This is a genomic window from Pseudomonas sp. GW460-LB5 (assembly GCF_059423245.1).
On the sequence record NZ_JBWKXT010000061.1, the window covers coordinates 1 to 24,746 of the forward strand.

The window sequence follows — 24,746 nt, forward strand, 5'->3', positions numbered from 1 at the left end:
CACCACCACCGCTTCCACCTCCGTGTCCGCCACCGCCACCGCCATCTTTGGCGTAGGCGCTGGAGCCATGAGAAATCGAGTCAGGGATCAAAACAACGGCCGTCGACAGCACGCCCGCTACAGCAGCCGCGATTAAAGCCTTCTTGAACAGCAGGTGGATTTGCATGGTCCGTCTCCAGATAGTCGCCACGAGAACGCCAGATCAGTACGAATCTTTTTCGAATTTTCTTTTTGTGGGATTTTTTCCCACGCTTAATTAATAGACCCCTGCACCCCACCGTTCAAGCACAGCACGGACAAGCCGACCGGTGGTTGGCCTGCTATGTTTTCCCTATCGCCATGGAGGACCACCGGCATGCAATCGCTACTGACGCTGCAAACCCCGCACTTGCGCGACTACGGCGAGCTGGTACAGATCTGGGAGGACTCGGTGCGTGCCACTCACGATTTTCTGCCAGAGGGGTACATCGTGTTACTGCGCGAACAGGTGCTGCGCCGCTACCTCGACGCGGTGATGCTGATCTGCTGCAAGGACCGGCAACGCATCTGTGGCTTTGCCGGGGTCGCCAACGGGCGCGTGGACATGCTGTTTGTTGCGCCTGAGTACCGTGGCAAAGGGGTAGGCAAGCGCCTGCTGCACTATGCGATCAACGAGCTGAATGCCGAGCGCCTGGACGTCAACGAGCAAAACCCTCAGGCCTTGGGCTTTTACCTGCATGAAGGCTTCGAGGTAATCGGCCGATCGGAAACCGACGGCTTGGGCCAGCCCTACCCGCTGCTGCACATGCGCCTTTGCAAAATGGCGTAAATGACACAGATTCCCAGCCCCTCTGCCGCTCAGGCAGGTACAATGCTGGCCTTTCCCTGCCTTTGCGAATTGCCGTCATGTCCGAACCCGTCCGCCTGTCCAAACGCCTTATCGAGCAACTTGGCTGCTCCCGCCGCGATGCCGAGCTCTATATCGAAGGCGGCTGGGTCACAGTCGACGGCGTGGTGGTCGAGCAGCCGCAGTTCAAGGTCGAACACCAGCACGTCGAGCTGCTCCCGGGTGCCCGGGTCGAAGCGCTGGAGCCGGTAACCCTGCTGCTCAACCAGGCGGCCGGCGTGGACAGCGAAAGCGCCCGCGCCAGCATGAACATGGGCAACCTCAGCGAGGCGCACCGCGAAGGTGTGCGCGCCCTGCACGGGCATTTCACCCGGCAGGCCTGCGTGGCACCGCTCGAGCGCGGCGCCAGCGGCTTGCAGGTATTCACCCAGGACTGGCGGGTCAGCCGCAAGATCGAGGCCGACCTGCGTCGCCTGGAGCAGGAGTTTATTGTCGAAGTGCGCGGCGAGACCACACCTCAGGCGCTGGAACGCCTGGCGCGCGGTGCTACGCGCAATGACCGCGAGCTGCCCAAGGCCAAGGCCAGCTGGCAGAACGAGACCCACCTGCGCATGGTCGTGAAAAACCCCCAGCCCGGGCAAATCGCCGAGCTGTGCGCCTACCTGCGCCTGGAACTGGTCAGCATGCGCCGCATTCGCCTGGGCGGGGTGTCGATGGGCAAGCTGCCCCTGGGTCAATGGCGCTACATGGCGACCACCGAACGTTTCTAAGCAATACGCCACGCACAAGCGTGGCACCTGAACAGGATTCTGCAGCAATGAACCACAACGACGTCCTGCGCAGCCTGCGCTACATGCTCAAGGTGAACGACGCCAAGATGGCCGAGATCATCGGCCTTTCCGGCCTCGAAGTGCACCCTCAGGTATTGGCCACCTACCTGAAGAAGGAAGAAGAGGAAGGCTTCGTGCGTTGCCCTGATCGGGTGATGGCGCACTTTCTCGATGGCCTGGTGATCCACCGCCGCGGCAAGGACGACAGCCGCCCGCCGCAGCCGGTAGAGCTGCCAGTGACCAACAACCTCATCCTCAAGAAGCTGCGGGTGGCCTTCGAACTGAAGGAAGACGACCTGCACACGATCCTCAAGTCGGTCAATTTCCCGGTCAGCAAGCCTGAACTTAGCGCGCTGTTCCGTAAAGCCGGCCACGAAAACTATCGCCCATGCGGCGACCAGTTGCTGCGCAACTTCCTCAAAGGCCTGACCCAGCGCGTGCGCGGCTGATTGGCCATGCAGCATACGGTTGCTCCGGTCGGCATCGTCCGCTCCTGCTTCAAGGAAAAATTCGCCATCCCGCGCCAGCCCCAACTGGCGCCTGCCGCGCGCGGCGTGCTCGAACTGCTGCCGCCGTTCGACCAAGGGGATGCGGTCGAAGGCCTGGAGCAGGTCAGCCATGTCTGGCTGCTGTTCCTGTTCCACCAGGCCCTGGAGGACAAGCCGCGCCTGAAAGTGCGGCCACCGCGGCTGGGCGGCAACAAGAGCATGGGGGTGTTCGCCACCCGTGCAACCCACCGGCCAAACGGCATCGGCCAGTCGGTGGTACGTCTGGAGGGTGTGGAGCCGGGGCGCCTGTTGCTGTCCAGCATCGATCTGCTCGATGGCACGCCGGTACTGGACATCAAGCCCTATGTGCCGTATGCCGACAGCATTGCAGACGCCAGCAACCAGATGGCCAACGCAGCGCCCGCCGCAATTGCCGTACAGTGGGGCGACAACGCCCTGCCCCAGGCCCGCGAGCATGCACTGCGCCTGGCTGAACCGCTGGTAGAACTGATTGAACAATGCTTGGCGCAAGACCCGAGACCGGCTTACCAGGTACCGCCGGCCGAACGGGTCTACGGGGTGAAGTTCTGGGATGTGCAGGTGAGGTGGCATTACCCTCAGCCGGATGTGATCCGGGTGCTGGAGGTGGTGCCGGCCTGACCGCGCACCGAGGCGAACCACACACATTAAAAAGGCGACCCGAAGGTCGCCTTTTTCGTACTACAGCCGCGCGATCAGCGCGCTGGGCCTTCTGCCACGCCCAGGTCATCGGTCGGACGGGTATCGACCAGCGGTGCACCACCGGAGGCCAGTTCGGAGGCCAGCTTGTCGTTGTCCATTTCCTTGACCCACTTGGCCACGACCACCGTGGCAACGGCGTTGCCCACCAGGTTGGTCAGTGCGCGGGCTTCGGACATGAAGCGGTCGATGCCGAGGATCAGCGCCAGGCCAGCTACCGGCAGGTGGCCAACAGCCGACAGGGTGGCGGCCAGCACGATGAAGCCCGAACCGGTCACGCCGGCAGCACCTTTGGAAGCCACCAGCAGCACCAGCAGCAGGGTGATCTGGTGGGTGATGTCCATGGTGGTATCGGTGGCCTGGGCGATGAACACCGCAGCCATGGTCAGGTAGATCGAGGTGCCGTCCAGGTTGAACGAGTAACCGGTCGGAATGACCAGGCCGACGACCGACTTCTTGGCGCCCAGGCGCTCCATCTTGGCCAGCATGCGGGGCAGGGCCGATTCCGAGGAGGAAGTACCCAGCACGATCAGCAGCTCTTCACGGATGTAGCGGATCAGCTTGAGTACGCTGAAGCCATGGGCGCGGCAGATACCGCCCAGCACCACCAGCACGAACAGCAGGCAGGTGATGTAGAAGCAGGCCATCAGGTAACCCAGTTGCACCAACGAACCAACGCCGTACTGGCCGATGGTGAAGGCCATGGCGCCGAAAGCACCGATCGGGGCCAGCTTCATGATCATGTTGATGATGTTGAACATGACATGGGCGAAGCGGTCGATCATATCCAGCAACGGCTTGCCGTAGCTGCCCAGGCGATGCAGGGCGAAGCCGAACAGCACGGAGAACATCAGCACCTGCAGGATATCGCCATTGGCGAAGGCGCCGACCACGGTGTTAGGGATGACGTTGAGCAGGAAGCCGACGGTGGTCTGCTGCGCGCCGGCGGCGGCGTAGGCAGCCACACTGCTGGCGTTCAGGGTGCTGACGTCGATGTGCATGCCAGCGCCTGGCTTGACCACGTTGACGACGACGAGGCCGATGATCAGGGCGATGGTGGAGACGATTTCAAAGTACAGCAGCGCGTAGCCGCCAGTCTTGCCAACCGACTTCATGCTCTGCATGCCGGCGATGCCGCTGACCACGGTGCAGAAGATGATCGGGGCGATGACCATCTTGATCAGTTTGACGAAGCCGTCACCCAAGGGTTTGAGGGCAACGCCCGTTTCCGGGTAGTAGTGGCCGAGCAGGATGCCGATGGTGATGGCAACGATCACCTGGACATACAGGGATTTGTACAGCGGCTGACGTGTCGTCATGGCTCATTTTCCTCAAGTGTGCCGGTTCACCCTTCCCAGGGTGATGCGGCACCTGAATCGCTAACCCTCCTGCACTTGGAGGGATTTGTCGTTGTGTTCGAGCTGCCTGGGCAGGCCTCTGCCAGGATCAATAGCAAGGGTGGTGCCAAAATGCCCATGAAGGGTGCAAGGGCCGCATTTGCTGGGGATAAATGCCCAACGACAGGGCGATTTGCCTGAGGAAGGCTGGCGGATTTCCGCCCGGTGGCGGTTTTTGTACACGGGGTATGGCGGGAATCCGCCCCCTGAATCAGAAGTGCCGGCCAATCAATCGAGGTGGAAAGTGATTCTGAACGCCGCGCCCCCCAAGGGCGAGTCCCCCAGGCTCAGCTCGGCGTCATAGCTGTCGACAATGTCCTTGACCACCGCCAGCCCGATGCCCTGGCCCGGGTGCTGGCTGTCCAGCCGCTCACCGCGCTCCAGAATGCGCTCACGCTGGTCGGCCGGCACCCCGGGCCCATCATCTTCGATACACAAGGTCAACTGCCCGGGCGCCTGCTCAAGGCTAACCCGCACCTGGCCCAGGCTCAGGCGGTAGGCGTTTTCCAGCAGGTTGCCCAGCATTTCCAGCAAGGCGCCCTGCTCCATCGGCACCTGCGCCGCATCGGGCACTTCCAGCGTCACGTTCACCCGCTTGTCCCGGTACACCTTGGCCAAGGTGCTGCACAGGCTATCGAGCAACGGCCGCAGCCTCACGCTGTGGCGTACCAGGCCGCTCTTGCGCAGGCTGGCACGTTGCAACTGATAGTCGATCTGCTGGCTCATGCGCTCGATCTGGCTTTGTAGCACCCGCGCCTGCTCGCGCTCACCGCTACGCTGCTGCAGGCTTTCGCCCACACCTTGCAACACCGCCAGTGGCGTCTTCAGGCTGTGCGCCAGGTCGTCCAGTGAATCGCGGTAGCGCGTGCGCTGCTCACGCTCACTGCGCAACAGACGGTTGAGCGAGCGGGTCAGGCGCAACAACTCACGAGGGTGCTCGCCGCTCAGGCCATCGCGTGTGCCCGACTCCACTTCATCCAGCTCGCGGCTCAGCCGGCGCAACGAGCGCAGGCCCCAGGTCAGGCCAGCCCATAGCAATACCATCAGCGCCAGCAAGGCAGCACCAAAGCCCAGATAGAGCTTTTCCCGCAGGCCATTGAGGGTAGCCTTGTACTCGCTCACCGGCTGCAGGGCGACAATGCTGTAAGCAGCGCTCTGCCCCCCCAGCAGCTTGATCTCAACGTCGTACACGAAGAATTCTTCGCCATCTGCCTGGTGAATGCGGGCAAATTCGTTGCCGCGCCCGTCATATCGGGGGCGGTAGTTGATGTGCCGATCGGCGGTGGCACGCGACTGCCAGACAAGGTTGCCATCGCGGTCAAAGATGTAGCCGAGCAAGCCCGTGTAAGGCAGGTTGTAGCGCTCGTCCGGCAGCAGCGTCGGCATCTGCAGCTGGCCATGCTCGATACGCGCGGCGGAAATCAACGTGGTCACATCCGAAGCCAGGCGCTGCTCGATCGATTCCTGCAGGGCGAGGCTGAAGGCCTTCTGCAAGGCCGGCAGCAGGGCCAACATGAACAGCAATGCCAGCACGGCTGCGGCCAGCATCAGGCGTACCCGCAGCGAGCGGATCATCGGCAGCGCTCGGTGAACAGATAACCCAGGCCGCGCACGGTGTCGATGGGCTTGAAGCCATGCTCGCCCTCAAGTTTACGGCGCAGGCGGCCAACCAGTACTTCGATCACATTGGGGTCGCGCTCCTCGTCCCCCGGGTACAGCTGCTCCATCAGGCGGTCCTTGGCCACCACCTGCTGATGATGGCGCATGAGGTATTCGAGAATCCGGTACTCGTAGGCAGTCAGCGCCAAGGGCTGGTCGTCGAGGGTAGCCTGCTTGCGGTTGAGGTCGAGTACCAAGGGGCCAGCAGCGATGGTCGACTGGGTGAAGCCGCTGGAGCGGCGCAACAGGGCATTCAGCCGCGCTTCGAGCTCTTCGAACTGGAACGGCTTGACCAGATAGTCGTCGGCACCGGCGGCCAGGCCCTCGACCTTGTCTTGCCAGTTGCCGCGGGCGGTGAGGATGAGAATGGGGAAGGTCTTGTCCTGGTTACGCAGGCGCGTGATCAGCTCCAGGCCACTGATACCGGGCAGGCCCAGGTCGATGATGGCCAGGTCGAAGTGGTATTGCCCAGCCTGGAACAGCGCCTCCTCGGCATCGGCGACCGCCTCGACCACATGGCCGCTTTCGCCCAAGCGGGTGTAGAGGTGATGGCGAAGCAGGGCTTCGTCCTCGACCACCAGCAATTTCATGTGCAGCTCCTTGTGTGTATTGCCTGTGCCGGCCCTTTCGCGGCTAAAGCCGCTCCCACAGGTGCTGCACACGTCTCAGGAACTGTGCGATCCCTGTGGGAGCGGCTTTAGCCGCAAAAGGGCCGGTACAGGATAACGCGGCTCGCGCGTCAGAACTTGTAGCTTGCGGCCAGATAAGTCTGCGCACTGCTGGTCAGGCGCAGGGTGCCGTCCTTGGGCCCGCCATGCGCGCCCACTTCCGTCGCGGCATTGGTGCGCAGGTAACGATAGCCCAGCTCCACCGAAGCCTTGTCGGTGATGTCCTGGATCACGCCGGCCTGCAGGCCGTAGGCATAACCGTAGTCGGTATCCCGGCTGGCCCCGGGCGAGTCCTGGGTGAGCTTGGTCATGCCCAGGCTGCCACCGCCGAACAGTTTGGTGGTATCGCCCACCGGCAGGAACAAGTCGTAGCTGCCCAGCAGGTTTTCCTGGCGCAACTTCAGGCCACTGTGGTCGCCTGAAACGTTGTCATAAGTCATGTAGTAGCGGCCCTGGTCGTTGATCTTGCCCACACGTACACCCCAGGTGTCGTCCTTGCCGATGATGCCATCGGCGTTGAGCTGGTCAGTGTTGCGCTGCAGCAGGCCGGATTTGCGAACCTTGTCGCTGGTCTGGCCGTAGGTCAGGCTGGCGAAGTTGTCGTCGGCGGCCTGGGCAGTGGTGATGCCAGCGGCACAGACGGCCATGGCGGCAAGCAGGGTGTTGAAGGTTTTCATGGCTGGATACTCCAGTTGGGTGCGCTGTTTCGGTCTGGAAGCTAGAGTAAGGAAGGCACCCTGAACCGTGACTGAACCCTGGCTGAACACCGGCTGAACGAACTGTCTGCAAGACAAGGAGTAGTAAAGATGCGTGCCCTGCTGGCCCTGACCCTGATGTGCAGCGCCGCCCTCGCCCAGGCGGCAATAGTGACCCGCGAGATCCCCTATCAGGACGCCGAGGGCAAGCGCTTGATCGGCTACTACGCCTATGATGATGCAGTCCAAGGCAAGCGTCCGGGCATCGTCGTGGTGCATGAATGGTGGGGGCTGAATGACTATGCCAAGCGCCGCGCCCGTGACCTCGCGGCCTTGGGTTACAGTGCGCTGGCCATCGACATGTATGGCGATGGCAAGCAGACCGAACATCCGCAGGATGCCCAAGCGTTCATGGCCGAAGCGATGAAAGACCCGGCGGCGGCCGCCAAGCGCTTCGACGCCGGCCTGAAACTGCTGGAACTACAGCCTTACACCGATAAGAGCAGTTTAGGTGCCGTCGGTTACTGCTTCGGCGGCAAGGTGGTGCTCGATGCAGCACGACGCGGCGTGGACAAGCTCGATGCAGTGGTGAGCTTCCACGGTGCACTGGCCACACAGACGCCGGCCCAGGCTGGCAAGGTGAAGGCCTATGTACTGGTCGAGCACGGCGCCGCAGACAGCATGGTCACCCAAGAGCAGGTCAATGCGTTCAAAGCGGAAATGGACGCCGCCAAGGTCAACTACCAGTTCGTCAACATTCCGGGGGCCAAGCATGGCTTCACCAACCCGGATGCCGACCGCTTGAGCCATGGTGAGCATGGCGGACCGGACATAGGCTACAACAAGGCTGCGGACGAGAGCTCTTGGGCGGATATGCAGGCGTTCTTCAAGCAGGTGTTCAAATAAGGATTAGCGCAAACCTCAAGCGCTGCGCAACACCTGTGGGAGCTGGCTTGCCGGCGATGGGCTGCGCAGCAGCCCCCTGCTGTTCCACCTCCCACACCGCCGCTGCGGCTGGCACAATAGCCCCATGAACATTCTCCCCGCCTGCTGCGCCCCGCTCCAGCACCACTGGCCCCTGCCCCGCCCGCTGCCCGGCGCGGTGCTGGTCAGTTGCGCCTTCGACCCTGCCCGCCTGGCACCCGACGACTTCCAGCGCGCCGGGCTCGTGCCCAGCGCCAGCCTGCAGCGCTCGGTGGCCAAGCGCCAGGCTGAGTACCTGGCCGGTCGCGTATGCGCGCGCGCCGCGCTGCAGGGCCTGGACGGTCGCGACTACGTGCCTGGCACCCATGAGGACCGCTCGCCGATCTGGCCGGCGGGTATCCATGGCTCGATCACCCACGGTAAGGGCTGGGCCGCCGCCGTGGTCGCCGCCGAGCGCAGCTGCCAGGGCTTGGGCCTGGATCAGGAGGCCTTGCTGGATGACGAGCGCGCCGAGCGGCTGATGGCCGAAATCCTCACCCCGCCCGAGCTCGAACGCCTGGACCGCCGCCAGCTCGGCCTGACGGTCACCCTGACCTTCTCGCTGAAGGAAAGCCTGTTCAAGACCCTCTACCCGCTGACCCGCCAGCGCTTCTATTTCGAGCATGCCGAAGTGATCGACTGGTCCACCGAAGGCCTGGCCCACCTGCGCCTGCTCACCGACCTGTCGCCGCAGTGGCGCCATGGCACAGTGTTGCAGGGCCAGTTCTGCCTGCAGGACGGCCACCTGCTCAGCCTGGTCAGCGTCTGACCTTTACAGTGGCGCCTGCTGCCGTGGCCAGTTAAGGCTGAAGCAGGCGCCACCCAGCGCTTCGCTGCGCCCCACCGTCGCACGGCCCGTGTGCCAGTAGATGATTCGCCGCACGATCGACAGGCCCAGGCCGTGCCCACCCGAAGCACGGGCGCGGCTGTCGTCCAGTCGGGTGAACGGGGTGAAGATGCGGTCCCAGAAGCCCTCGGGGATCCCGGGGCCGTCATCTTCGACATCAATACGGCACCGCTGCTGCCCCAACTGGTAGCTCACGCGCACCTCAGACGCCGCATGGCGCATGGCGTTACTGACCAAGTTCTGCAACGCCCGGTGCAAGTAGCGCGGCTCGGCCTCGACCCAGGCGCCTTCGGCATCCGCGCCCTGGCAATCGCCGCGCACTACCCGTACCTCGGCACGCAACGGCGCCAGCTCTTCGACTACCCGCGCGAGCAAGACGTCCAGGTCGACCCGCTGAAACTTCAAGGCCGGCGCGCCTTGCTCCAGGCGGGCGTAGGTCAGCATTTCGTCGACGAGCTTGTCGAGGTCCTGAATATCTCCGTCCATGCCCGCCAGGTGCTTGGCCCGCGCCTGTTCGGTGGCGGCACTTTCGATCATCTCCAGCCCAAAGCGCAGGCGCGCAACGGGCGTGCGCAACTCGTGGGATACCGCCCGCACCAGCTCGCGCTGCATGGTCAGCGAGCGCTGAAGGTGCTCGGCCATACCATTGAAGGCGGCAGCCAGGCGCCCTACCGAGTCGGCGTCACCGGCGGGCACACGGGTGTCCAGGCTGCCTTGGGCGATGCGTGTGGCGGCAATCTCAAGGCCCGACACACGGCGCTCCAACTGGCGTACCAGCAGGTAGACCACCAGACCGATCAGGCACAGGCCGAGAAAGGTAATCAGGACCAGCAACTGCGGCGGATACGGGTTTAGCTGGTACAACGGGCCGATTTCCAGTACCCAGGGCGAGCCCGCCAGCCCAGCAAACACACGAATCGAGTCGCCATCCTTGCCCAGCGCCATGACCGTATCGCCCTCCTCTACCCGGCGCCGCTGGTCATCGTCCAGGCTTACCCGTTCGATGCGCTGCAGGGCGACGCCAAAACCGAAGCCCTTTTCCTGCTTGATCTGTGCCAGCCGCTGCTGCTGCTCGGTGATCGGGTAGCGCACCAGTTCATCGGCCAACAGGTACAGCGTGGCCCGCGCCAGTTGCTCGCTTATCTGTTTGATCTGCGCCACCAGCATCAGGTCTTCGTGGCCAACCTTGCGCAGCACTTGCGCCGCATGCGGGCCGGTCTTTTCGACCACCACCAGGCCGCGGTACAGGCGCGCCCGCTGGCCACCGTCGAGGCTGCGCGCCGTCATCGGTTGCAGCGCCAGCGGCACGCCGAGCAGTCGCTCCCAGATCAGCAGCGAGCGCTTGCGTTCGGTTGCATTCTGCTGTGCCAGGTTGTCAGCCATCAGGCTGAAGGTGCCCTGTGCCAGTCCCTCCCGGTGCTGGGCAGCGCGCACTTCATTCACCAGGTGCAGGCTGAGCACGCCGAGCAGGGCAACCAGCACCAGCACAGCCAGCATGCCGCCGTAGATGCGCAAAAAGATCGAGTTGTTCATGGTGCCTCGCCGACAAACAGGTAGCCTTTGCTGCGCAGGGTCTTGATCAGCCGTGGCTGAAGCGGGTCATCGCCGATCTTGGGGCGGATTTTCGAGATACGTATGTCGATGGAGCGGTCCTGGCCGTCGTAACCGACGCCACGCAACGCGGTGAAGATCTGTTCGCGGGTCAGTACCCGCCCGGCGTTGCTGGCCAGCAGCCAGAGCAGGTCGAATTCGGCACCGGTCAGCTCGATCAGCTGGTCACCCAGGCGCGCTTCACGCAGGCGGTTGTCGATACGCAGGGCGCCAAAGGCCAGGCCCTGGCGCTTGCTGTCCACGGCTTCGCTGCGGCGCAGCAGAGCCTGGATACGCGCCAGCAGCAGGCGTGGGCGTACGGGTTTGCAAACGTAGTCGTCGGCCCCAAGGTCCAGGCCTTGGACCTGGTCGAGTTCGTCACTGCGTGCGGTAAGCATGAGAATCGGGCCAGGGTACTGGTTGCGCACCCGGCGGCAGATGCTCAGGCCGTCCTCACCGGGCAGCATGAGGTCGAGGATGACCAGATCGGGCTGGCTGTCGACGATGCGCCGCGCGGCCCGGGCGCCATCGCCCTCCACCGCGACCTCGAAGCCGTTGGCCTGCAGGTACTCGGTGGTGAGCTCGGCCAGGCGCTGGTCGTCTTCGACGATGAGGATGCGGGGTACGGGGTGGTCCATGGCTTTGGCCTTGTTGTTCTTGGGATCGTGTAAGGGCAGCTGAGAGTATGGCTGTAGATGGGTGGCGCCTGCGAGACCAAGCGCCGCCCGCGCGGCGCATCGCGAGCGGCGCTCGCTCCTACGTTTGTTTCGGGCCAATTATTCCTGGGGGAGTTGCGCGCGCCCCCTTGGCGCACGGCGCGATATCGCGTCGTACACACAAGGCGGTCGCGCCCGCCTGTCACAGGCGTAACTGGCCCGAAACAAGCGTAGGAGCGAGCGCAGCTCGCGATGCGCCGCGCGGGCGGCGCTCGATCTCCCAGGCCCCCCAGATCTTCAGACATGCAATACCGCCCCCTGAACTGAACCGTTTTTTGTGACAGGTATCCCGCCCGAAAAAAACTGCCCAAGGGCGTCACCACGCAGAAAAATACTGCAAACCACTTGGCACAAGGCCTACAGCGAATACCCACCATTCACACACAAAGTACGCACAAGTTATCCACAGGCGCTCGCCTTGCAAAGCCCCCAATACCGCATTATCTTGTATCCCGAACGCAGCGAACCACTACATATAGGGTTTCGTGCAAAATCACACACAAAAGTCAACCCGCAAAATCAAGCGATTTTACGAGCTGAACTTCAGGTGATTTCAGCAGCCAAACCGCTCCTGCGGAGGCGACCGAGGCAAGCCCCTCCAGGGCCTTGTTCGGGTATGGGTGTTGCAGGCCAGCCCTGGCATCCATCAGCAACAGTTTTTGGGCCCTGCCCAAAACCTTTGACTTCGGCCAGGGAGCGGCAAGCTATTGCCCCTTATTCCTGAGTCTGTCCCGAAGTCGGTACGCCCGTGCGGGCGGATGCGCATGCATTGCGCATCCCCCGCCGGGTCATCGAGCAAGTGGACGGAACGGTGGGCGCCCAAAAGGCGCCTGAACAATATAGAAACTGTGGAGACACCCACCCATGCAAACCGACACAACTCGCGAGAACCCGCAGGCCAAGGTGCCGCAGGCCGCCGATTCCAACCAGGATCTGGCCGCCACCGCCCCTGGCCAACTGCGCGTGATCAAGCGTAACGGCACTGTCGTCCCTTACACCGACGACAAGATCACCGTTGCCATCACCAAGGCGTTCCTCGCAGTTGAAGGCGGCACCGCCGCCGCTTCGTCGCGCATCCACGACACCGTTGCGCGCCTGACCGAGCAGGTCACCGCCACGTTCAAACGTCGCATGCCATCGGGTGGTACCATCCACATCGAAGAAATCCAGGACCAGGTAGAACTGGCCCTGATGCGCGCCGGCGAGCAGAAAGTCGCCCGCGACTACGTGATCTACCGCGACCAGCGCGCCAAGGAGCGCGCCACCCGCGCCAACACCGACGCCGTGGTCGAGCCGCACCCAAGCATCCGCATTACACTGGCTGACGGTAGCCTGGCGCCGCTCGACATGGCCCGACTGAACACCATCATCAGCGAAGCCTGTGAAGGCCTGGCCGAAGTCGATGGCGACCTGATCCAGCGCGAAACCCTGAAGAACCTGTACGACGGCGTCGCCATCAAGGACGTCAACACCGCCCTGGTGATGACCGCCCGTACCCTGGTCGAGCGCGAGCCGAACTACTCGTTCGTGACCGCCCGTCTGCTGATGGACACCCTGCGTGCCGAAGGCCTGGGCTTCCTTAGCGTTGCCGACAGCGCCACCCACCACGAGATGGCTGACCTGTACGCCAAGGTCCTGCCGGCCTACATCGCCAAAGGTATCGAGTTCGAGCTGCTGAACCCGGCCCTGGCCGACTTCGACCTGGAAAAACTGGGCAAGGCGATCAACCACGAGCGCGACCAGCAGTTCACCTACCTGGGCCTGCAGACCCTGTACGACCGCTACTTCATCCACAAGGATGGCGTACGCTTCGAGCTGCCGCAGGTATTCTTCATGCGCGTGGCCATGGGCCTGGCGCTGGAAGAGAAAGACAAGGAAGCCCGTGCGATCGAGTTCTACAACCTGTTGTCGTCCTTCGACTACATGGCCTCGACCCCGACCTTGTTCAACGCCGGTACCCTGCGCCCGCAGCTGTCCAGCTGCTACCTGACCACCGTGCCGGACGACCTGTCGGGCATCTACCACGCGATCCACGACAACGCCATGCTGTCTAAATTCGCCGGTGGCCTGGGCAACGACTGGACCCCGGTGCGTGCACTGGGCTCCTACATCAAGGGCACCAACGGCAAGTCGCAGGGCGTCGTGCCGTTCCTGAAAGTGGTCAACGACACTGCCGTTGCCGTCAACCAGGGTGGCAAGCGCAAGGGCGCCGTGTGTGCCTACCTGGAAACCTGGCACCTGGACATCGAAGAGTTCATCGAGCTGCGCAAGAACACCGGTGATGACCGCCGTCGTACCCACGACATGAACACCGCCAACTGGATCCCTGACCTGTTCATGAAGCGCGTCTTCGATGACGGCAAGTGGACCCTGTTCTCGCCTTCGGAAGTGCCAGACCTGCACGACCTGACCGGCAAGGCCTTCGAAGAGCGCTACGAGTACTACGAAGCCCTGACCGAGTACAACAAGATCAAGGTGTTCAAGACCATCCAGGCCAAAGACCTGTGGCGCAAGATGCTGTCGATGCTGTTCGAGACCGGCCACCCGTGGCTGACCTTCAAGGACCCGTGCAACCTGCGTTCGCCGCAGCAGCACGTGGGCGTGGTCCACAGCTCGAACCTGTGCACCGAGATCACCTTGAACACCAACAAGGACGAGATCGCGGTCTGCAACCTGGGCTCGATCAACCTGCCGAACCACATCGTTGACGGCAAGCTGGACACTGCCAAGCTGCAACGGACCGTGAACACCGCCGTGCGCATGCTCGACAACGTGATCGACATCAACTACTACTCGGTGCCGCAGGCGCGTAACTCGAACCTCAAGCACCGCCCGGTCGGCCTGGGCATCATGGGCTTCCAGGACGCACTGTACCTGCAGCACATCGCCTACGGCTCCGACGCTGCCGTCGAGTTCGCCGACAAGTCGATGGAAGCGGTCAGCTACTACGCGATCCAGGCATCCTGCGACCTGGCCGACGAGCGTGGCGCCTACGAGACCTTCCAGGGTTCGCTGTGGTCCAAAGGCATCCTGCCGCTGGACTCGCAACAGATCCTGATCGAAGCCCGTGGCCAGAAGTACATCGACGTCGACCTGAACGAGACCCTGGACTGGGCGCCGGTGCGTGCCCGCGTGCAAAAAGGTATTCGTAACTCGAACATCATGGCCATCGCGCCAACCGCGACCATCGCCAACATCACCGGCGTGTCGCAGTCGATCGAGCCGACCTACCAGAACCTGTACGTGAAATCGAACCTGTCGGGCGAGTTCACCGTGATCAACCCGTACCTGGTCCGCGACCTGAAGGCCCGCGGCCTGTGGGACTCGGTCATGATCAACGACCTGAAGTACTACGACGGTTCGGTGCAGCAGATCGAGCGTATCCCGCAAGAGCTCAAAGACCTGTACGCCACCGCGTTCGAAGTCGAGACCAAGTGGATTGTCGACGCAGCTTCCCGTCGCCAGAAGTGGATCGATCAGGCTCAGTCGCTGAACCTGTACATCGCTGGCGCCTCGGGCAAGAAGCTGGACGTGACCTACCGCATGGCCTGGTACCGTGGCCTGAAAACCACCTACTACCTCCGTGCCCTGGCTGCAACCAGCACCGAGAAGTCGACCATCAACACCGGCAAGCTCAACGCCGTTTCCAGCGGTGGCGACAGCGCCCCGGTCCAGGCAGCCGGCCCAGCGCCAGTGCCGAAGGCCTGCGCGATCGACGAGCCTGACTGCGAAGCCTGCCAGTAAGGCCTGAATGCCGCGCGGGGTGCCTACGGGCGCCCCGCGCGGCATTTTTGTATCCGCGTCACTGAGAAGCCCTGCCCTTTTCCCGCTGCGTACGCGGTTCGGTAAAAGGACAAGACCTCTCTAAAAAGGACGCAAGCCCATGGCGCGGAAAAAAGTGGCAACTACTCGCAAGATTGGTCGTAATGCTGAAACCGGTCGTTTTACCTCGGTCGAAGAAGCTCGCAAGCAGCCCAAGACACACATTGTCGAAACGCTGCACACCCACCGCAGCTAGTGTTGCCTGACCGGGCCTCATCGCCGGCAAGCCAGCTCCCACAGGTAGTGCATCGCCCTGCAGCCGGGCGCGCTGCCAGTGGGCGCTGGCTTGCCGGCGATGAAGCCCGGGCACACAACATAACCCCTCCGAAACACTATATGGTGTGCCTTAAAATTTAAACTGGCACAAGATATGGGTTGGCGCTACACTCTCCCCCCGTAGAAGAACACAGCCATTTCGTGAACGGACGCACGCAAACCCGGTCGAAAAAGTTACCCTCGCCCGCAAGACATGCGCCCCGATCGAAGGCGAATTCCGGTATACTTTGCGCCCTCTGAAAAGAGCGCCATTCATTGTCCTGGCCCCTCCCCGAGGCCTGGCCAGGTACAAGCCAGAACACATTCAGATGTAAACGAGAGTCAGCCTCTCGAGCTGTCCATTCGCCGTTACGGCCTTGCGTCAGGCATCACATTCTTTAAATCCAACCGGTTGCCCCAGGGCGACCCTCAAGCAGGAGCCAAACCATGCTGAGCTGGGACGAATTCGACAAAGAAGACGGCGAAGTAGCCGCTAAAGGCAACACCCCTGCGCAGGCCGCTGCCGCCGCCACCCTCGACAAGCTCGACAGCGCCGGTGGTGCCGCCGCCCTGGAAGCCCGTGCGGCCACCGCTTCTGACTCCGATGCCGTCAAACGTGCCAAGGCTGCCCTCGACGCCCTCGACGTTGCCGAAGGCCTGGCCGAGCTGGAAGGCTCCTCGGCCCGCGTTGCTGTTGATGAAAAGCGCATGATCAACTGCCGCGCCGACCTCAACCAGCTGGTCCCTTTCAAGTACGACTGGGCCTGGCAGAAATACCTGGACGGCTGCGCCAACCACTGGATGCCGCAAGAGGTCAACATGACCGCCGACATCGCCCTGTGGAAGAGCCAGGATGGCCTGACCGAAGACGAGCGCCGCATCGTCATGCGTAACCTGGGCTTCTTCTCCACCGCCGACTCGCTGGTTGCCAACAACCTGGCCCTGGCCGTGTACCGCCTGATCACCAACCCGGAGTGCCGCCAGTACATCCTGCGCCAGGCCTTCGAAGAGGCGATCCACACCCACGCCTACCAGTACTGCATCGAGTCGCTGGGCATGGATGAAGGCGAAATCTTCAACATGTACCACGAGATCCCGTCGGTCGCTAAAAAAGCCGCCTGGGGCCTGAAGTACACCCGCGCCATCTCCGACCCGGAATTCAACACCGGCACCGTCGAAACCGACAAAGAGCTGCTGCGCAACCTGATCGCCTACTACTGCGTACTGGAAGGCATCTTCTTCTACTGCGGCTTCACCCAGATCCTGTCCATGGGCCGCCGCAACAAGATGACCGGCGTTGCCGAGCAGTTCCAGTACATCCTGCGTGACGAGTCGATGCACCTGAACTTCGGTATCGACGTGATCAACCAGATCAAGATCGAAAACCCGCACCTGTGGGACGCGGCGATGAAGGAAGAAGCGACCCAGATGATCCTGCAAGGGACCCAGCTGGAGATCGAATACGCCCGTGACACCATGCCACGCGGCGTACTGGGCATGAACGCGGCGATGATGGAGGACTACCTCAAGTTCATCGCCAACCGTCGTTTGACCCAGATTGGCCTGAAGGAAGAGTATCCAGGGACTACCAACCCGTTCCCATGGATGAGCGAGATCATGGACTTGAAGAAAGAGAAGAACTTCTTTGAGACGCGTGTGATTGAGTATCAGACTGGTGGGGCGTTGAGCTGGGACTGATCATCCGGGCTGAGCATCAAGGAGGCTGCCAATTGGCAGCCTTTTTATTGGCACTTCCGAAAACTCGAAAAACACCAGAACTCACTTCACCAGGCGCGCCGCTTAATCCATTTATCCTTGATATACTTTGACGCAAACTCAACCTCAGGAAACATGGTACGAGAGTTTATATTTAACGCATCCAACTGCTTAACAATCGACCACTTCTTGTCAGCCGGCACAATTATTTTCCTAATATTAAACCCAACTGACTTTTCCAGACCCTTGTACTTCAATAAGCCAGCAGCTATAAAAGCACCTGACTGGGCTATTACTCGTCTATTATTTTTAGCAGGGTATACAAAAAAATACTTGAACAAATCCTCAGGCTTAGCCGAGTCTAGAAAGTACGGCTTTTCGATTCTAACAAACTGGGTGAGGCGCTTCATGGCAGCAAGCGCTCTAAAACCCTCTACATCATCTGAGCGCTCATCAAAATCGATAATAGAATTTTTCTCAACCTCAGAGAGCCTAGCTAAATTACAAACCAAACTGATGGAATCACTATCTGAAAATTTCACGCGAACATTTCGAAAATCGAATATTAGGACCACACCATTTTTATCTCGATGCTCCTCTTCGCAGCATGCGAAATACAAGCTTACAAGCGGATTTAGAGAAACATCCAGCAGACGAGTTGGCAGCCCATAGTGCTGAGCGCGTACCAACTTATCAAACATCGCTTTATCACCATTAAACTCTGAAGGCGCCTCCAGCATGAGCTCACTAAACATGGCATATTCTGCGTCGCCCTGAAGCCCACGCATGACTGATGGTTTCAGATCCCAACTAAGATCAGCCTGACCCCGATAACAACGAACCGAGTTCCGATGCTTAGAACCGAGCCCAAAGACCTCATTCAAATAGGAGCTTACATCATTGACCCAGATATCATCGCGCAAATTCACCATCCAACCGTCCTTAACTCACCTATAGAAATCGTTGTAACTTCGTCAATTCCATTGCTGATAGAAAATTCACCTCGAACAGCGAAGCCAAGCAATATCACAAAGCCATCATTGGCGCCAGATCCATCACTCAATTGACTGCTGGGCTTTTTTTCATTAGCTTCCAATCATGCGCTTAAGAACGCACACGCAGCGGAATTCCGTTCCCGTTAGCAACGGCTCTCCAATTCAGGATGGCCAAACATGGACAGTCTCAAGACACCTACACTCTTCACCCGCCACAACCGCCCTCTCCACACCCTCTGGCTCGAATCCCAAGCCTGGTTCTGCGCTCACGAACTCGGCCGGCTGAGCGGGCACTTCTTCGACGAACACTGCATGCGTAAGCTCGACCCGGACCAGTATCGCAGTGTGCAACTGCTCCGCTATGGCAAGTACCAGGAGACCACCATGGTCAGCGAGTCCGGGGCCTATACCTTGCTGGCGCATCACCATGTGCCGGAGAACCGTCATTTGCGCCGGTGGCTGACACATGAGGTGGTGGCGGTACTGCGTGATGCTCAGGCTGAAGGGGTGGACGATGGGCCGCGGCTGGGGCATATGTGCTGGCCTGGTGGACGAAGCGCGACGTTGTTGTATTGGCAGAGTGAGCCTTGGGTGAGGATGCGGGATATGCCGGTGGTGCTGGCCGGGGAAGTGGAGCTACCGGGGCCGCTGGAGAAGCGCAAATTGAGTTGGCGGGAGTGTGCGCAGCGGGCGCTGCGAATGCATGGGGTTTAGCGAGCAATTTTGCCTGTGCAGGCCTCTTCGCGGGTGAACCCGCTCCCACAGAGACCGCGGTTTGCTGAAGTTACTTGGCAAGCCGGTCCAGCCGACTTGGCCATGAGCAATCTGGGCTGACGGGGGACGTGTGGGAGCAGGTTCATCGAGGCGTGGAACCGCCGCGAACACCGGCGAAGCCGGTGCCATACACCGAGTCGGATTCTTCGCGGGCATGCCCGCTCCCACAGAAGTAGAGCTCTAGCTCTGAGGCGGTGATTTGCCTTGAGATTGCGACCTGGGACCGCCAAATCCTTGAAGCCTACTCAAGTCGCTCAGCAGCCTTTTTGTAAGCTTGGTCTCTTTCACGGCGATCGACAGCGACGACAAAAACCACGACCTCTTGGTCAATGACCTGATAGACCAGCCTAAACCCGCTGCTGCGAAGCTTTATCTTGTAGCAATCCGGCAGCGAGTGAAGGCGGTTTGCCTCGATTCGAGGGTTCAGCAGGACCTCTGCCAGTTTCTTCTTGAACTGCTGACGCACGGTATCGCCCAGCTTCTTCCACTCTTTCAATGCGCGGGCATCGAAGTCGAGGCTATAGGTCATCCAGCTGGACCCTCACGCGCTGCGCAGAAGCAAGCCGCTCTTGTACGGTAGCAATGAGGTCTTCATCTTCCTCGGTCATCAGGACTGGCCTGAAGGGTAGCTTGCCCCGCTCGGCGACATATTGCAGAGCCTGTCGCATGAGTTCGGAGGGGGTTACACCGAGGCGCTCGAGCTCTTTGTAGGCGCGGGCTTTGAGATCATCGTCGACGCGGATGTTGATGGAAGCCATGACTTGGCCCTCATGTAAAGACGATTGTCATTACAATGCACTGATCTTGGTGATTCTGCAATGGTGGATTGTTTGCCGGGGCCGCTGTGCGGCCCTTTCGCGACACAAGGCCGCTCCTACAGGGAATCGCGTAGCAGGGGAGATTTGCCAAGGTAGCTGGCGGCCATGGCGCCAGGGAGCGCTCGATATCAGTCGGGGAGCATTGCGAAAAAGGAAGAGGCCCCGCCCACGCCGACAGGAGGGGTACGGCACCAACGAGGATGCCGGGACTGGACATGCCAGTCTACGTGGTCGAGGCCGAGGCCAGATCTGAAGATAGCGCGGGCTAACGGCAGGGTCCACAGCCAATCGGATTTGATGTGTAAACCATATCCCGCGTACGGCGCGTGGAATGCAGCAACCAGGACCCTACCTGCTCAGCTATCAGCCGTTGACAGCTCACCTCTCACTTGCTAATAATCGCCCACAGTTGTACGACAACACATAACAAAAACAACAATCAGTGGACGATCCCATGTCGACACCCATCCCGCTCTACCCACGTCTGTTGCACACCCCTCTTCGCCCGGCCAGCTCGCGTACACCTGCCGGTACGTAGCGCCCGGTTACTGCGCATTCACCCCTGGCCCTGACCGGCCCGTTAACTACCCGCCCCTGCCGCAGGCCGCTTGCGCGTGCCCGGTGGACGGGCTGCCACACCCTTCGGGAGCACAACAATAATGAAAATCTGCCACACCCTGCCCTTCGCCCTGCTTGGCGCCGGGGTCATCGCCGGCCTGCCGGGCACCAGCCTGGCCGCGGGCTTTGTCGAAGACAGCAAGGCCACCCTCGGGCTGCGCAACTTCTACATCAACCGCAACTTCACCAACCCCAGCAACCCGCAGAGCAAGGCCGAGGAGTGGACGCAAAGCTTCATTCTCGATGCCCGTTCGGGGTTCACCGAGGGCCCGATCGGGTTTGGCGTGGATGTGCTGGGGCTGTGGTCGGTCAAGCTCGATGGCGGTGGCGGCACCTACGGCACGGCGTTGCTGCCGCGCCATGACGATGGCAAGCCAGCAGACGACTACGGGCGCCTGGCGGTGGCGGGCAAGGCGCGTATTTCCAAGACCGAGCTGAAGATCGGTGAGTGGATGCCGGTGCTGCCGATTCTACGCTCGGACGACGGTCGCTCGTTGCCGCAGACCTTCCGTGGCGGGCAGGTGACCTCCAATGAAATCGCAGGGCTGACCCTGTACGGCGGCCAGTTCCGCGGCAACAGCCCGCGCAACGACGCAAGCATGGAAGACATGAGCTACGGCGGCGGCGTATCGGACCGTTTCAACTTCGTCGGTGGCGAGTACAAGTTCAACCAGGACCGCACGCTGGTGGGGCTGTGGAATGCGGTGCTCAAGGACGTGTACCAGCAGCAATACCTGCAACTGAGCCACAGCCAGCCGGTGGGTGACTGGACCCTGGGTGCGAACCTGGGTTACTTCCATGGCGACGAGGACGGCTCCGAGCGCGCCGGGCAGCTGGACAACAAGACCTACTCGGGGATGTTCTCGGCCAAGTACGGCGGCAGCACGTTCTGGGTGGGGCTGCAGAAAGTCGATGGTGATACCTGGATGCGGGTAAACGGCACCAGCGGTGGGACCTTGGCCAACGACAGTTACAACTCCAGCTTCGACAATGCCAACGAGCGCTCGTGGCAGGTGCGTCATGACTTCAACTTTGTGACCGTCGGAGTACCGGGGTTGACCCTGATGAACCGCTACATCAGCGGGCGCGACGTGCATAGCGGGGGCGTGACCGATGGCAAGGAGTGGGTGCGTGAGACCGAACTGGCGTACGTGATCCAGAGCGGAGCGTTCAAGGACTTGAGCGTGAAATGGCGAAATTCGTCGATTCGGCGGGATTACAGCAATAACGAGTTCGATGAGAACCGGCTGATCTTCAACTACCCGCTGTCGCTCTTGTAACCGAGAAGACCGGCACTGATTGAAATTGGGGCCGCTTTGCCCCTATCGCCGACAAGCCAGCTCCCACCAGGCCGCAGTAATTTCCAGCCAAGTGGAGTAGCTGTGGGAGCTGGCTTGCCGGCGATAGGGGCCTGACAGGCCATAAAGAGACGCAGGCCTCATTGACAACACCCGAACCCACCGCCAATAATCAGCAAAGTCATACGACAACCTACAACAATTAACAACAAGAGCCGGCCATGACCACTACCCCCCTCAATCGCCTGCTGCTCACCGGAGCCGCAGGCGGCCTGGGCAAGGTCCTTCGCGAACGCCTGCAAGGCTACGCCGAGGTCCTGCGCCTTTCCGACATCAGCGCCATGGCCCCCGCTGCGGGCCCGCATGAAGAAGTCATCACCTGTGACCTGGCCGACAAGGCTGCGGTACATGCCTTGGTCGAAGGCGTGGATGCCATCATCCACTTCGGCGGCGTGTCCACCGAACATTCCTTCGAAGACATTCTCGGCCCCAACATCTGCGGCGTGTTCCACGTCTACGAGGCGGCGCGCAAGCACGGGGTGAAGCGCATCATCTTCGCCAGCTCCAACCACACCATCGGCTTCTACCGCCAGGATGAGCGTATCGACGCCCACTCCCCGCGTCGCCCCGACAGTTACTACGGGCTGTCCAAGTGCTACGGCGAGGATGTCGCCAGTTTCTACTTCGACCGCTACGGCATCGAGACTGTCAGCATTCGCATAGGCTCGTCGTTCCCGCAGCCCCAGAACCCACGCATGCTCTGCACGTGGCTGAGCTATGACGACCTGGTGCAGCTGATCGAGCGCGGGCTTTTCACCCCCAACGTTGGCCACACCATCGTCTACGGCGCTTCCGACAACCGCACCGTGTGGTGGGACAACCGCCATGCCGAGCACCTTGGCTATGTGCCCAAGGACAGCTCCGAGCCCTTCCGCGCCGCAGTAGAAGCCCAGCCGGCGCCCGCCGCAGATGACCCGAGCATGGTCTACCAGGGCGGCGCTTTCGCCGTCGCCGGCCCGTTCGACTGACCCACGCACGCCAGGAGGCACGGCCATGAACTGTGAATTGATCGTTGACGCCCGTAACAGCACAGGCGAAAGCCCCGTGTGGCACCCAGGCGAGCAGGCCCTGTACTGGGTCGACATTCCCGCCCGCCAGCTGCACTGCTGGCAAGCGGCCGATGGCAGACACCAGGTCTGGCAGGGTGACGAGATGCTGGCCTGCATCGCCCGCAGCGGCCAGGGTTGGGTCGCCGGCATGGAAAGCGGCATCTTCCAGCTCCAGGCCAAGCCCGACGGCAGCCTTGATAGCCGCCTGCTCAGCAGCGTGCCGCACGCCCAGGCCGGCATGCGCTTCAACGATGGCCGCTGCGACCGCCAAGGCCGCTTCTGGGCCGGCACCATGCTGCTGGACATGCAGCAAGGTGCCCATGTGGGTGCGCTGTACCGCCATGATGGAGAAGGCCAGCTGCACCTGCAGCAAGACGGGATGATCGTGCCCAACGGCCTGGCTTTCAGCCCCGACGGCACGCGCATGTACCTGTCCGACTCGCACCCCAACGTGCAGAAGGTCTGGGCTTTCGACTACGACATCGACAGCGGCACGCCGCACAACAAGCGGCTGTTCGTCGACATGCGCGGCTACCCAGGGCGCCCCGATGGCGCGGCCATCGACCAGGACGGCTGCTACTGGATCTGCGGCAACGATGCTGGGCAGATCCACCGCTTCACCCCAGACGGGCGCCTCGACCGCTCGCTGAGCGTACCGGTGAAAAAGCCGGCAATGTGCGCCTTTGGCGGCGCCAACTTCGACACCCTGTACGTCACGTCCATCCGCCCAGCAGGCACAGACCTCAGCGACCAGCCCCTCGCTGGCGGGGTATTTGCCCTCAACCCTGGCACCAAGGGCCTGGAGGAACCTGCCTACCGGGGCTGACGCCCCTTGCCGCACCCACACTTGCACACACGAAACCGGATAATAAAAACCACGGAGTTTCATCATGACGTTCAAACGCAAGCTACTCCTTGCCGTACTCCCGTTTGCCTTTAGCGTGGCCATGCCTGCTTCGGCACTGGACATCAAGTTCGCCGAAATTCACCCGGCCGGCTACCCGACCGTGGTCGCCGAACAGAACATGGGCAAAAAGCTCGAGCAGGCCAGTAATGGCGACATCACCTTCAAGATGTTTGCCGGCGGTGTGCTGGGTTCGGAAAAGGAAGTGATCGAACAGGCGCAGATCGGTGCCGTGCAGATGACCCGCGTCAGCCTGGGGATCGTCGGCCCGGTGGTGCCGGATGTGAACGTGTTCAACATGCCGTTCGTGTTCCGCGACCATGATCACATGCGCAAGATCATCGACGGCGAGATCGGCCAGGAAATCCTCGACAAGATCACCAACTCCGATTTCAACCTGGTAGCCCTGGCCTGGATGGACGGCGGCTCGCGCAGCATCTATACGAAGAAGCCGGTACGCAGCCTGGAAGACCTCAAGGGCATGAAAATTCGCGTACAGGGCAACCCGCTGTTCATCGACATGATGAACGCCATGGGCGGCAACGGCATCGCCATGGACACCGGGGAAATTTTCAGCGCCCTGCAAACCGGCGTGATCGATGGCGCCGAGAACAACCCGCCTACCCTGCTTGAGCACAACCACTTCCAGAGCGCCAAGTACTACACCCTGACCGGCCACCTGATCCTGCCGGAACCCGTGGTGATGTCCAAGACCACCTGGAACAAGCTCAGCCCCGAGCAGCAGGCGTTGGTGAAAAAGGTTGCACGTGAGGCGCAGATGGAAGAACGCGCGCTGTGGGATGCCAAGTCCGCCGCCAGCGAAGAGAAGCTCAAGGCCGCAGGTGTCGAGTTCATTACCGTGGACAAAAAGCCGTTCTATGACGCCACCGCTTCGGTACGCGAGAAGTACGGCGCGCCGTACGCCGACCTGATGAAGCGTATCGACGCCGTCCAGTAATACCAGCCCCTTCCAAGACGACCTCGGCAGTGCGGCGCCCGCCGCCCTGCCGCTTTGGTGAT

The 24,746-nt window shown here is 61.5% G+C and carries 23 protein-coding genes; 14 read left to right on the plus strand and 9 right to left on the minus strand.

All coding sequences use genetic code 11. From position 1 onward, the window contains the following. Positions 1-355: 355 nt before the first annotated feature. The 4 genes from AC07XM_RS26095 to tsaA all read left to right on the plus strand — a co-directional run bounded on the left by AC07XM_RS26095 (position 356) and on the right by tsaA (position 2,804). On the plus strand, positions 356-808 hold the full coding sequence (locus AC07XM_RS26095; protein WP_016488674.1) for a GNAT family N-acetyltransferase: 453 nt from the start codon (positions 356-358) through the stop codon (positions 806-808). A 77-nt stretch (positions 809-885) separates the two neighbouring features. Then, complete coding sequence (locus tag AC07XM_RS26100; protein WP_016488675.1) at positions 886-1,596, plus strand: rRNA pseudouridine synthase; 711 nt, start codon at positions 886-888, stop codon at positions 1,594-1,596. Between the two features lie 47 nt (positions 1,597-1,643). Beyond that, positions 1,644-2,105, plus strand: a complete 462-nt coding sequence (locus tag AC07XM_RS26105) for a YehS family protein (protein WP_016488676.1) — start codon at positions 1,644-1,646, stop codon at positions 2,103-2,105. A 6-nt stretch (positions 2,106-2,111) separates the two neighbouring features. Continuing rightward, positions 2,112-2,804, plus strand: coding sequence for a tRNA (N6-threonylcarbamoyladenosine(37)-N6)-methyltransferase TrmO (gene tsaA, locus AC07XM_RS26110; RefSeq protein WP_102689913.1), 693 nt, complete (start codon positions 2,112-2,114; stop codon positions 2,802-2,804). Between the two features lie 74 nt (positions 2,805-2,878). Here the strand turns inward: tsaA and AC07XM_RS26115 are convergent, their stop codons facing one another. The 4 genes from AC07XM_RS26115 to AC07XM_RS26130 form a co-directional block, all read right to left on the minus strand. Continuing rightward, a complete protein-coding gene (locus AC07XM_RS26115; protein ID WP_016488678.1) occupies positions 2,879-4,201 on the minus strand; it encodes a dicarboxylate/amino acid:cation symporter in 1,323 nt (440 codons plus the stop codon). 306 nt (positions 4,202-4,507) lie between these two features. Continuing rightward, on the minus strand, positions 4,508-5,854 hold the full coding sequence (locus AC07XM_RS26120) for an ATP-binding protein (protein WP_102689914.1): 1,347 nt from the start codon (positions 5,852-5,854) through the stop codon (positions 4,508-4,510). Then, positions 5,851-6,528 carry a response regulator gene (locus AC07XM_RS26125; RefSeq protein ID WP_016488680.1) on the minus strand — a complete coding sequence of 226 codons (678 nt, stop codon included), beginning with the start codon at positions 6,526-6,528 and terminating at the stop codon, positions 5,851-5,853. Before AC07XM_RS26125 ends, AC07XM_RS26120 begins: the two co-directional genes overlap by 4 nt. 149 nt (positions 6,529-6,677) lie before the next feature. Further along, positions 6,678-7,283, minus strand: a complete 606-nt coding sequence (locus AC07XM_RS26130; RefSeq protein ID WP_016488681.1) for an outer membrane beta-barrel protein — start codon at positions 7,281-7,283, stop codon at positions 6,678-6,680. A gap of 129 nt (positions 7,284-7,412) precedes the next feature. Between AC07XM_RS26130 and AC07XM_RS26135 the strand changes: the two genes are divergently transcribed. After that, the gene (locus AC07XM_RS26135; protein ID WP_016488682.1) at positions 7,413-8,207 is read left to right on the plus strand and encodes a dienelactone hydrolase family protein; all 795 of its coding nucleotides are present in this window, start codon (positions 7,413-7,415) and stop codon (positions 8,205-8,207) included. A gap of 124 nt (positions 8,208-8,331) precedes the next feature. Next, positions 8,332-9,033: a 4'-phosphopantetheinyl transferase family protein gene (locus tag AC07XM_RS26140; RefSeq protein WP_102689915.1), complete on the plus strand. Its 702-nt coding sequence runs from the start codon at positions 8,332-8,334 to the stop codon at positions 9,031-9,033. 3 nt (positions 9,034-9,036) lie between these two features. On the opposite strand, the gene AC07XM_RS26145 is transcribed toward AC07XM_RS26140, so the two are convergent. Next, on the minus strand, positions 9,037-10,644 hold the full coding sequence (locus AC07XM_RS26145) for an ATP-binding protein (RefSeq protein ID WP_016488684.1): 1,608 nt from the start codon (positions 10,642-10,644) through the stop codon (positions 9,037-9,039). After that, the gene (locus AC07XM_RS26150) at positions 10,641-11,339 is read right to left on the minus strand and encodes a response regulator (RefSeq protein WP_102689916.1); all 699 of its coding nucleotides are present in this window, start codon (positions 11,337-11,339) and stop codon (positions 10,641-10,643) included. The genes AC07XM_RS26145 and AC07XM_RS26150 overlap by 4 nt, the downstream gene beginning before the upstream one ends. Before the next feature lie 942 nt (positions 11,340-12,281). Here AC07XM_RS26150 and AC07XM_RS26155 point away from each other — a divergent pair. The 3 genes from AC07XM_RS26155 to AC07XM_RS26165 all read left to right on the plus strand — a co-directional run bounded on the left by AC07XM_RS26155 (position 12,282) and on the right by AC07XM_RS26165 (position 17,192). Next, complete coding sequence (locus tag AC07XM_RS26155) at positions 12,282-15,161, plus strand: ribonucleoside-diphosphate reductase subunit alpha (RefSeq protein WP_102689917.1); 2,880 nt, start codon at positions 12,282-12,284, stop codon at positions 15,159-15,161. Positions 15,162-15,300: 139 nt separating this feature from the next. After that, positions 15,301-15,435, plus strand: a complete 135-nt coding sequence (locus tag AC07XM_RS26160) for a hypothetical protein (RefSeq protein ID WP_023048542.1) — start codon at positions 15,301-15,303, stop codon at positions 15,433-15,435. Between the two features lie 506 nt (positions 15,436-15,941). Continuing rightward, positions 15,942-17,192 (plus strand): ribonucleotide-diphosphate reductase subunit beta, encoded by a 1,251-nt coding sequence (locus AC07XM_RS26165; protein ID WP_016488688.1) that lies wholly within the window; start codon positions 15,942-15,944, stop codon positions 17,190-17,192. Positions 17,193-17,278: 86 nt separating this feature from the next. Here the strand turns inward: AC07XM_RS26165 and AC07XM_RS26170 are convergent, their stop codons facing one another. Further along, positions 17,279-18,142 (minus strand): FRG domain-containing protein, encoded by an 864-nt coding sequence (locus AC07XM_RS26170; protein WP_096426673.1) that lies wholly within the window; start codon positions 18,140-18,142, stop codon positions 17,279-17,281. Between the two features lie 240 nt (positions 18,143-18,382). Between AC07XM_RS26170 and AC07XM_RS26175 the strand changes: the two genes are divergently transcribed. After that, positions 18,383-18,919, plus strand: coding sequence for a BRO-N domain-containing protein (locus AC07XM_RS26175; RefSeq protein WP_096426674.1), 537 nt, complete (start codon positions 18,383-18,385; stop codon positions 18,917-18,919). Positions 18,920-19,220: 301 nt separating this feature from the next. Here the strand turns inward: AC07XM_RS26175 and AC07XM_RS26180 are convergent, their stop codons facing one another. Together AC07XM_RS26180 and AC07XM_RS26185 are read right to left on the minus strand one after the other, a co-directional pair. Continuing rightward, the gene (locus tag AC07XM_RS26180) at positions 19,221-19,508 is read right to left on the minus strand and encodes a type II toxin-antitoxin system RelE family toxin (RefSeq protein ID WP_023047836.1); all 288 of its coding nucleotides are present in this window, start codon (positions 19,506-19,508) and stop codon (positions 19,221-19,223) included. Next, positions 19,498-19,737, minus strand: coding sequence for a type II toxin-antitoxin system RelB/DinJ family antitoxin (locus tag AC07XM_RS26185; protein ID WP_023047837.1), 240 nt, complete (start codon positions 19,735-19,737; stop codon positions 19,498-19,500). Before AC07XM_RS26185 ends, AC07XM_RS26180 begins: the two co-directional genes overlap by 11 nt. A gap of 719 nt (positions 19,738-20,456) precedes the next feature. On the opposite strand from AC07XM_RS26185, the gene AC07XM_RS26190 reads away from it, so the two are divergent. The 4 genes from AC07XM_RS26190 to AC07XM_RS26205 all read left to right on the plus strand — a co-directional run bounded on the left by AC07XM_RS26190 (position 20,457) and on the right by AC07XM_RS26205 (position 24,684). After that, entirely contained in the window at positions 20,457-21,695 is a 1,239-nt protein-coding gene (locus AC07XM_RS26190; RefSeq protein WP_004577198.1) for an OprD family porin, read from the plus strand. A 239-nt stretch (positions 21,696-21,934) separates the two neighbouring features. Then, positions 21,935-22,741, plus strand: a complete 807-nt coding sequence (locus AC07XM_RS26195; protein ID WP_023047838.1) for an NAD-dependent epimerase/dehydratase family protein — start codon at positions 21,935-21,937, stop codon at positions 22,739-22,741. Between the two features lie 25 nt (positions 22,742-22,766). After that, entirely contained in the window at positions 22,767-23,648 is an 882-nt protein-coding gene (locus AC07XM_RS26200; protein WP_016488690.1) for a glucurono-1,5-lactonase, read from the plus strand. A gap of 64 nt (positions 23,649-23,712) precedes the next feature. Then, on the plus strand, positions 23,713-24,684 hold the full coding sequence (locus AC07XM_RS26205; RefSeq protein ID WP_016488691.1) for a TRAP transporter substrate-binding protein: 972 nt from the start codon (positions 23,713-23,715) through the stop codon (positions 24,682-24,684). Positions 24,685-24,746 lie beyond the last annotated feature (62 nt).

What these genes read in the sequence shown, in the direction of transcription:
- AC07XM_RS26095 (WP_016488674.1), top strand. Translation starts at nt 356, where the DNA reads ATGCAATCGCTACTGACGCTGCAAACCCCGCACTTGCGCGACTACGGC.
- AC07XM_RS26100 (WP_016488675.1), top strand. Translation starts at nt 886, where the DNA reads ATGTCCGAACCCGTCCGCCTGTCCAAACGCCTTATCGAGCAACTTGGC.
- AC07XM_RS26105 (WP_016488676.1), top strand. Translation starts at nt 1,644, where the DNA reads ATGAACCACAACGACGTCCTGCGCAGCCTGCGCTACATGCTCAAGGTG.
- tsaA (WP_102689913.1), top strand. Translation starts at nt 2,112, where the DNA reads ATGCAGCATACGGTTGCTCCGGTCGGCATCGTCCGCTCCTGCTTCAAG.
- AC07XM_RS26115 (WP_016488678.1), bottom strand. Translation starts at nt 4,201, where the DNA reads ATGACGACACGTCAGCCGCTGTACAAATCCCTGTATGTCCAGGTGATC.
- AC07XM_RS26120 (WP_102689914.1), bottom strand. Translation starts at nt 5,854, where the DNA reads ATGATCCGCTCGCTGCGGGTACGCCTGATGCTGGCCGCAGCCGTGCTG.
- AC07XM_RS26125 (WP_016488680.1), bottom strand. Translation starts at nt 6,528, where the DNA reads ATGAAATTGCTGGTGGTCGAGGACGAAGCCCTGCTTCGCCATCACCTC.
- AC07XM_RS26130 (WP_016488681.1), bottom strand. Translation starts at nt 7,283, where the DNA reads ATGAAAACCTTCAACACCCTGCTTGCCGCCATGGCCGTCTGTGCCGCT.
- AC07XM_RS26135 (WP_016488682.1), top strand. Translation starts at nt 7,413, where the DNA reads ATGCGTGCCCTGCTGGCCCTGACCCTGATGTGCAGCGCCGCCCTCGCC.
- AC07XM_RS26140 (WP_102689915.1), top strand. Translation starts at nt 8,332, where the DNA reads ATGAACATTCTCCCCGCCTGCTGCGCCCCGCTCCAGCACCACTGGCCC.
- AC07XM_RS26145 (WP_016488684.1), bottom strand. Translation starts at nt 10,644, where the DNA reads ATGAACAACTCGATCTTTTTGCGCATCTACGGCGGCATGCTGGCTGTG.
- AC07XM_RS26150 (WP_102689916.1), bottom strand. Translation starts at nt 11,339, where the DNA reads ATGGACCACCCCGTACCCCGCATCCTCATCGTCGAAGACGACCAGCGC.
- AC07XM_RS26155 (WP_102689917.1), top strand. Translation starts at nt 12,282, where the DNA reads ATGCAAACCGACACAACTCGCGAGAACCCGCAGGCCAAGGTGCCGCAG.
- AC07XM_RS26160 (WP_023048542.1), top strand. Translation starts at nt 15,301, where the DNA reads ATGGCGCGGAAAAAAGTGGCAACTACTCGCAAGATTGGTCGTAATGCT.
- AC07XM_RS26165 (WP_016488688.1), top strand. Translation starts at nt 15,942, where the DNA reads ATGCTGAGCTGGGACGAATTCGACAAAGAAGACGGCGAAGTAGCCGCT.
- AC07XM_RS26170 (WP_096426673.1), bottom strand. Translation starts at nt 18,142, where the DNA reads ATGGTGAATTTGCGCGATGATATCTGGGTCAATGATGTAAGCTCCTAT.
- AC07XM_RS26175 (WP_096426674.1), top strand. Translation starts at nt 18,383, where the DNA reads ATGGACAGTCTCAAGACACCTACACTCTTCACCCGCCACAACCGCCCT.
- AC07XM_RS26180 (WP_023047836.1), bottom strand. Translation starts at nt 19,508, where the DNA reads ATGACCTATAGCCTCGACTTCGATGCCCGCGCATTGAAAGAGTGGAAG.
- AC07XM_RS26185 (WP_023047837.1), bottom strand. Translation starts at nt 19,737, where the DNA reads ATGGCTTCCATCAACATCCGCGTCGACGATGATCTCAAAGCCCGCGCC.
- AC07XM_RS26190 (WP_004577198.1), top strand. Translation starts at nt 20,457, where the DNA reads ATGAAAATCTGCCACACCCTGCCCTTCGCCCTGCTTGGCGCCGGGGTC.
- AC07XM_RS26195 (WP_023047838.1), top strand. Translation starts at nt 21,935, where the DNA reads ATGACCACTACCCCCCTCAATCGCCTGCTGCTCACCGGAGCCGCAGGC.
- AC07XM_RS26200 (WP_016488690.1), top strand. Translation starts at nt 22,767, where the DNA reads ATGAACTGTGAATTGATCGTTGACGCCCGTAACAGCACAGGCGAAAGC.
- AC07XM_RS26205 (WP_016488691.1), top strand. Translation starts at nt 23,713, where the DNA reads ATGACGTTCAAACGCAAGCTACTCCTTGCCGTACTCCCGTTTGCCTTT.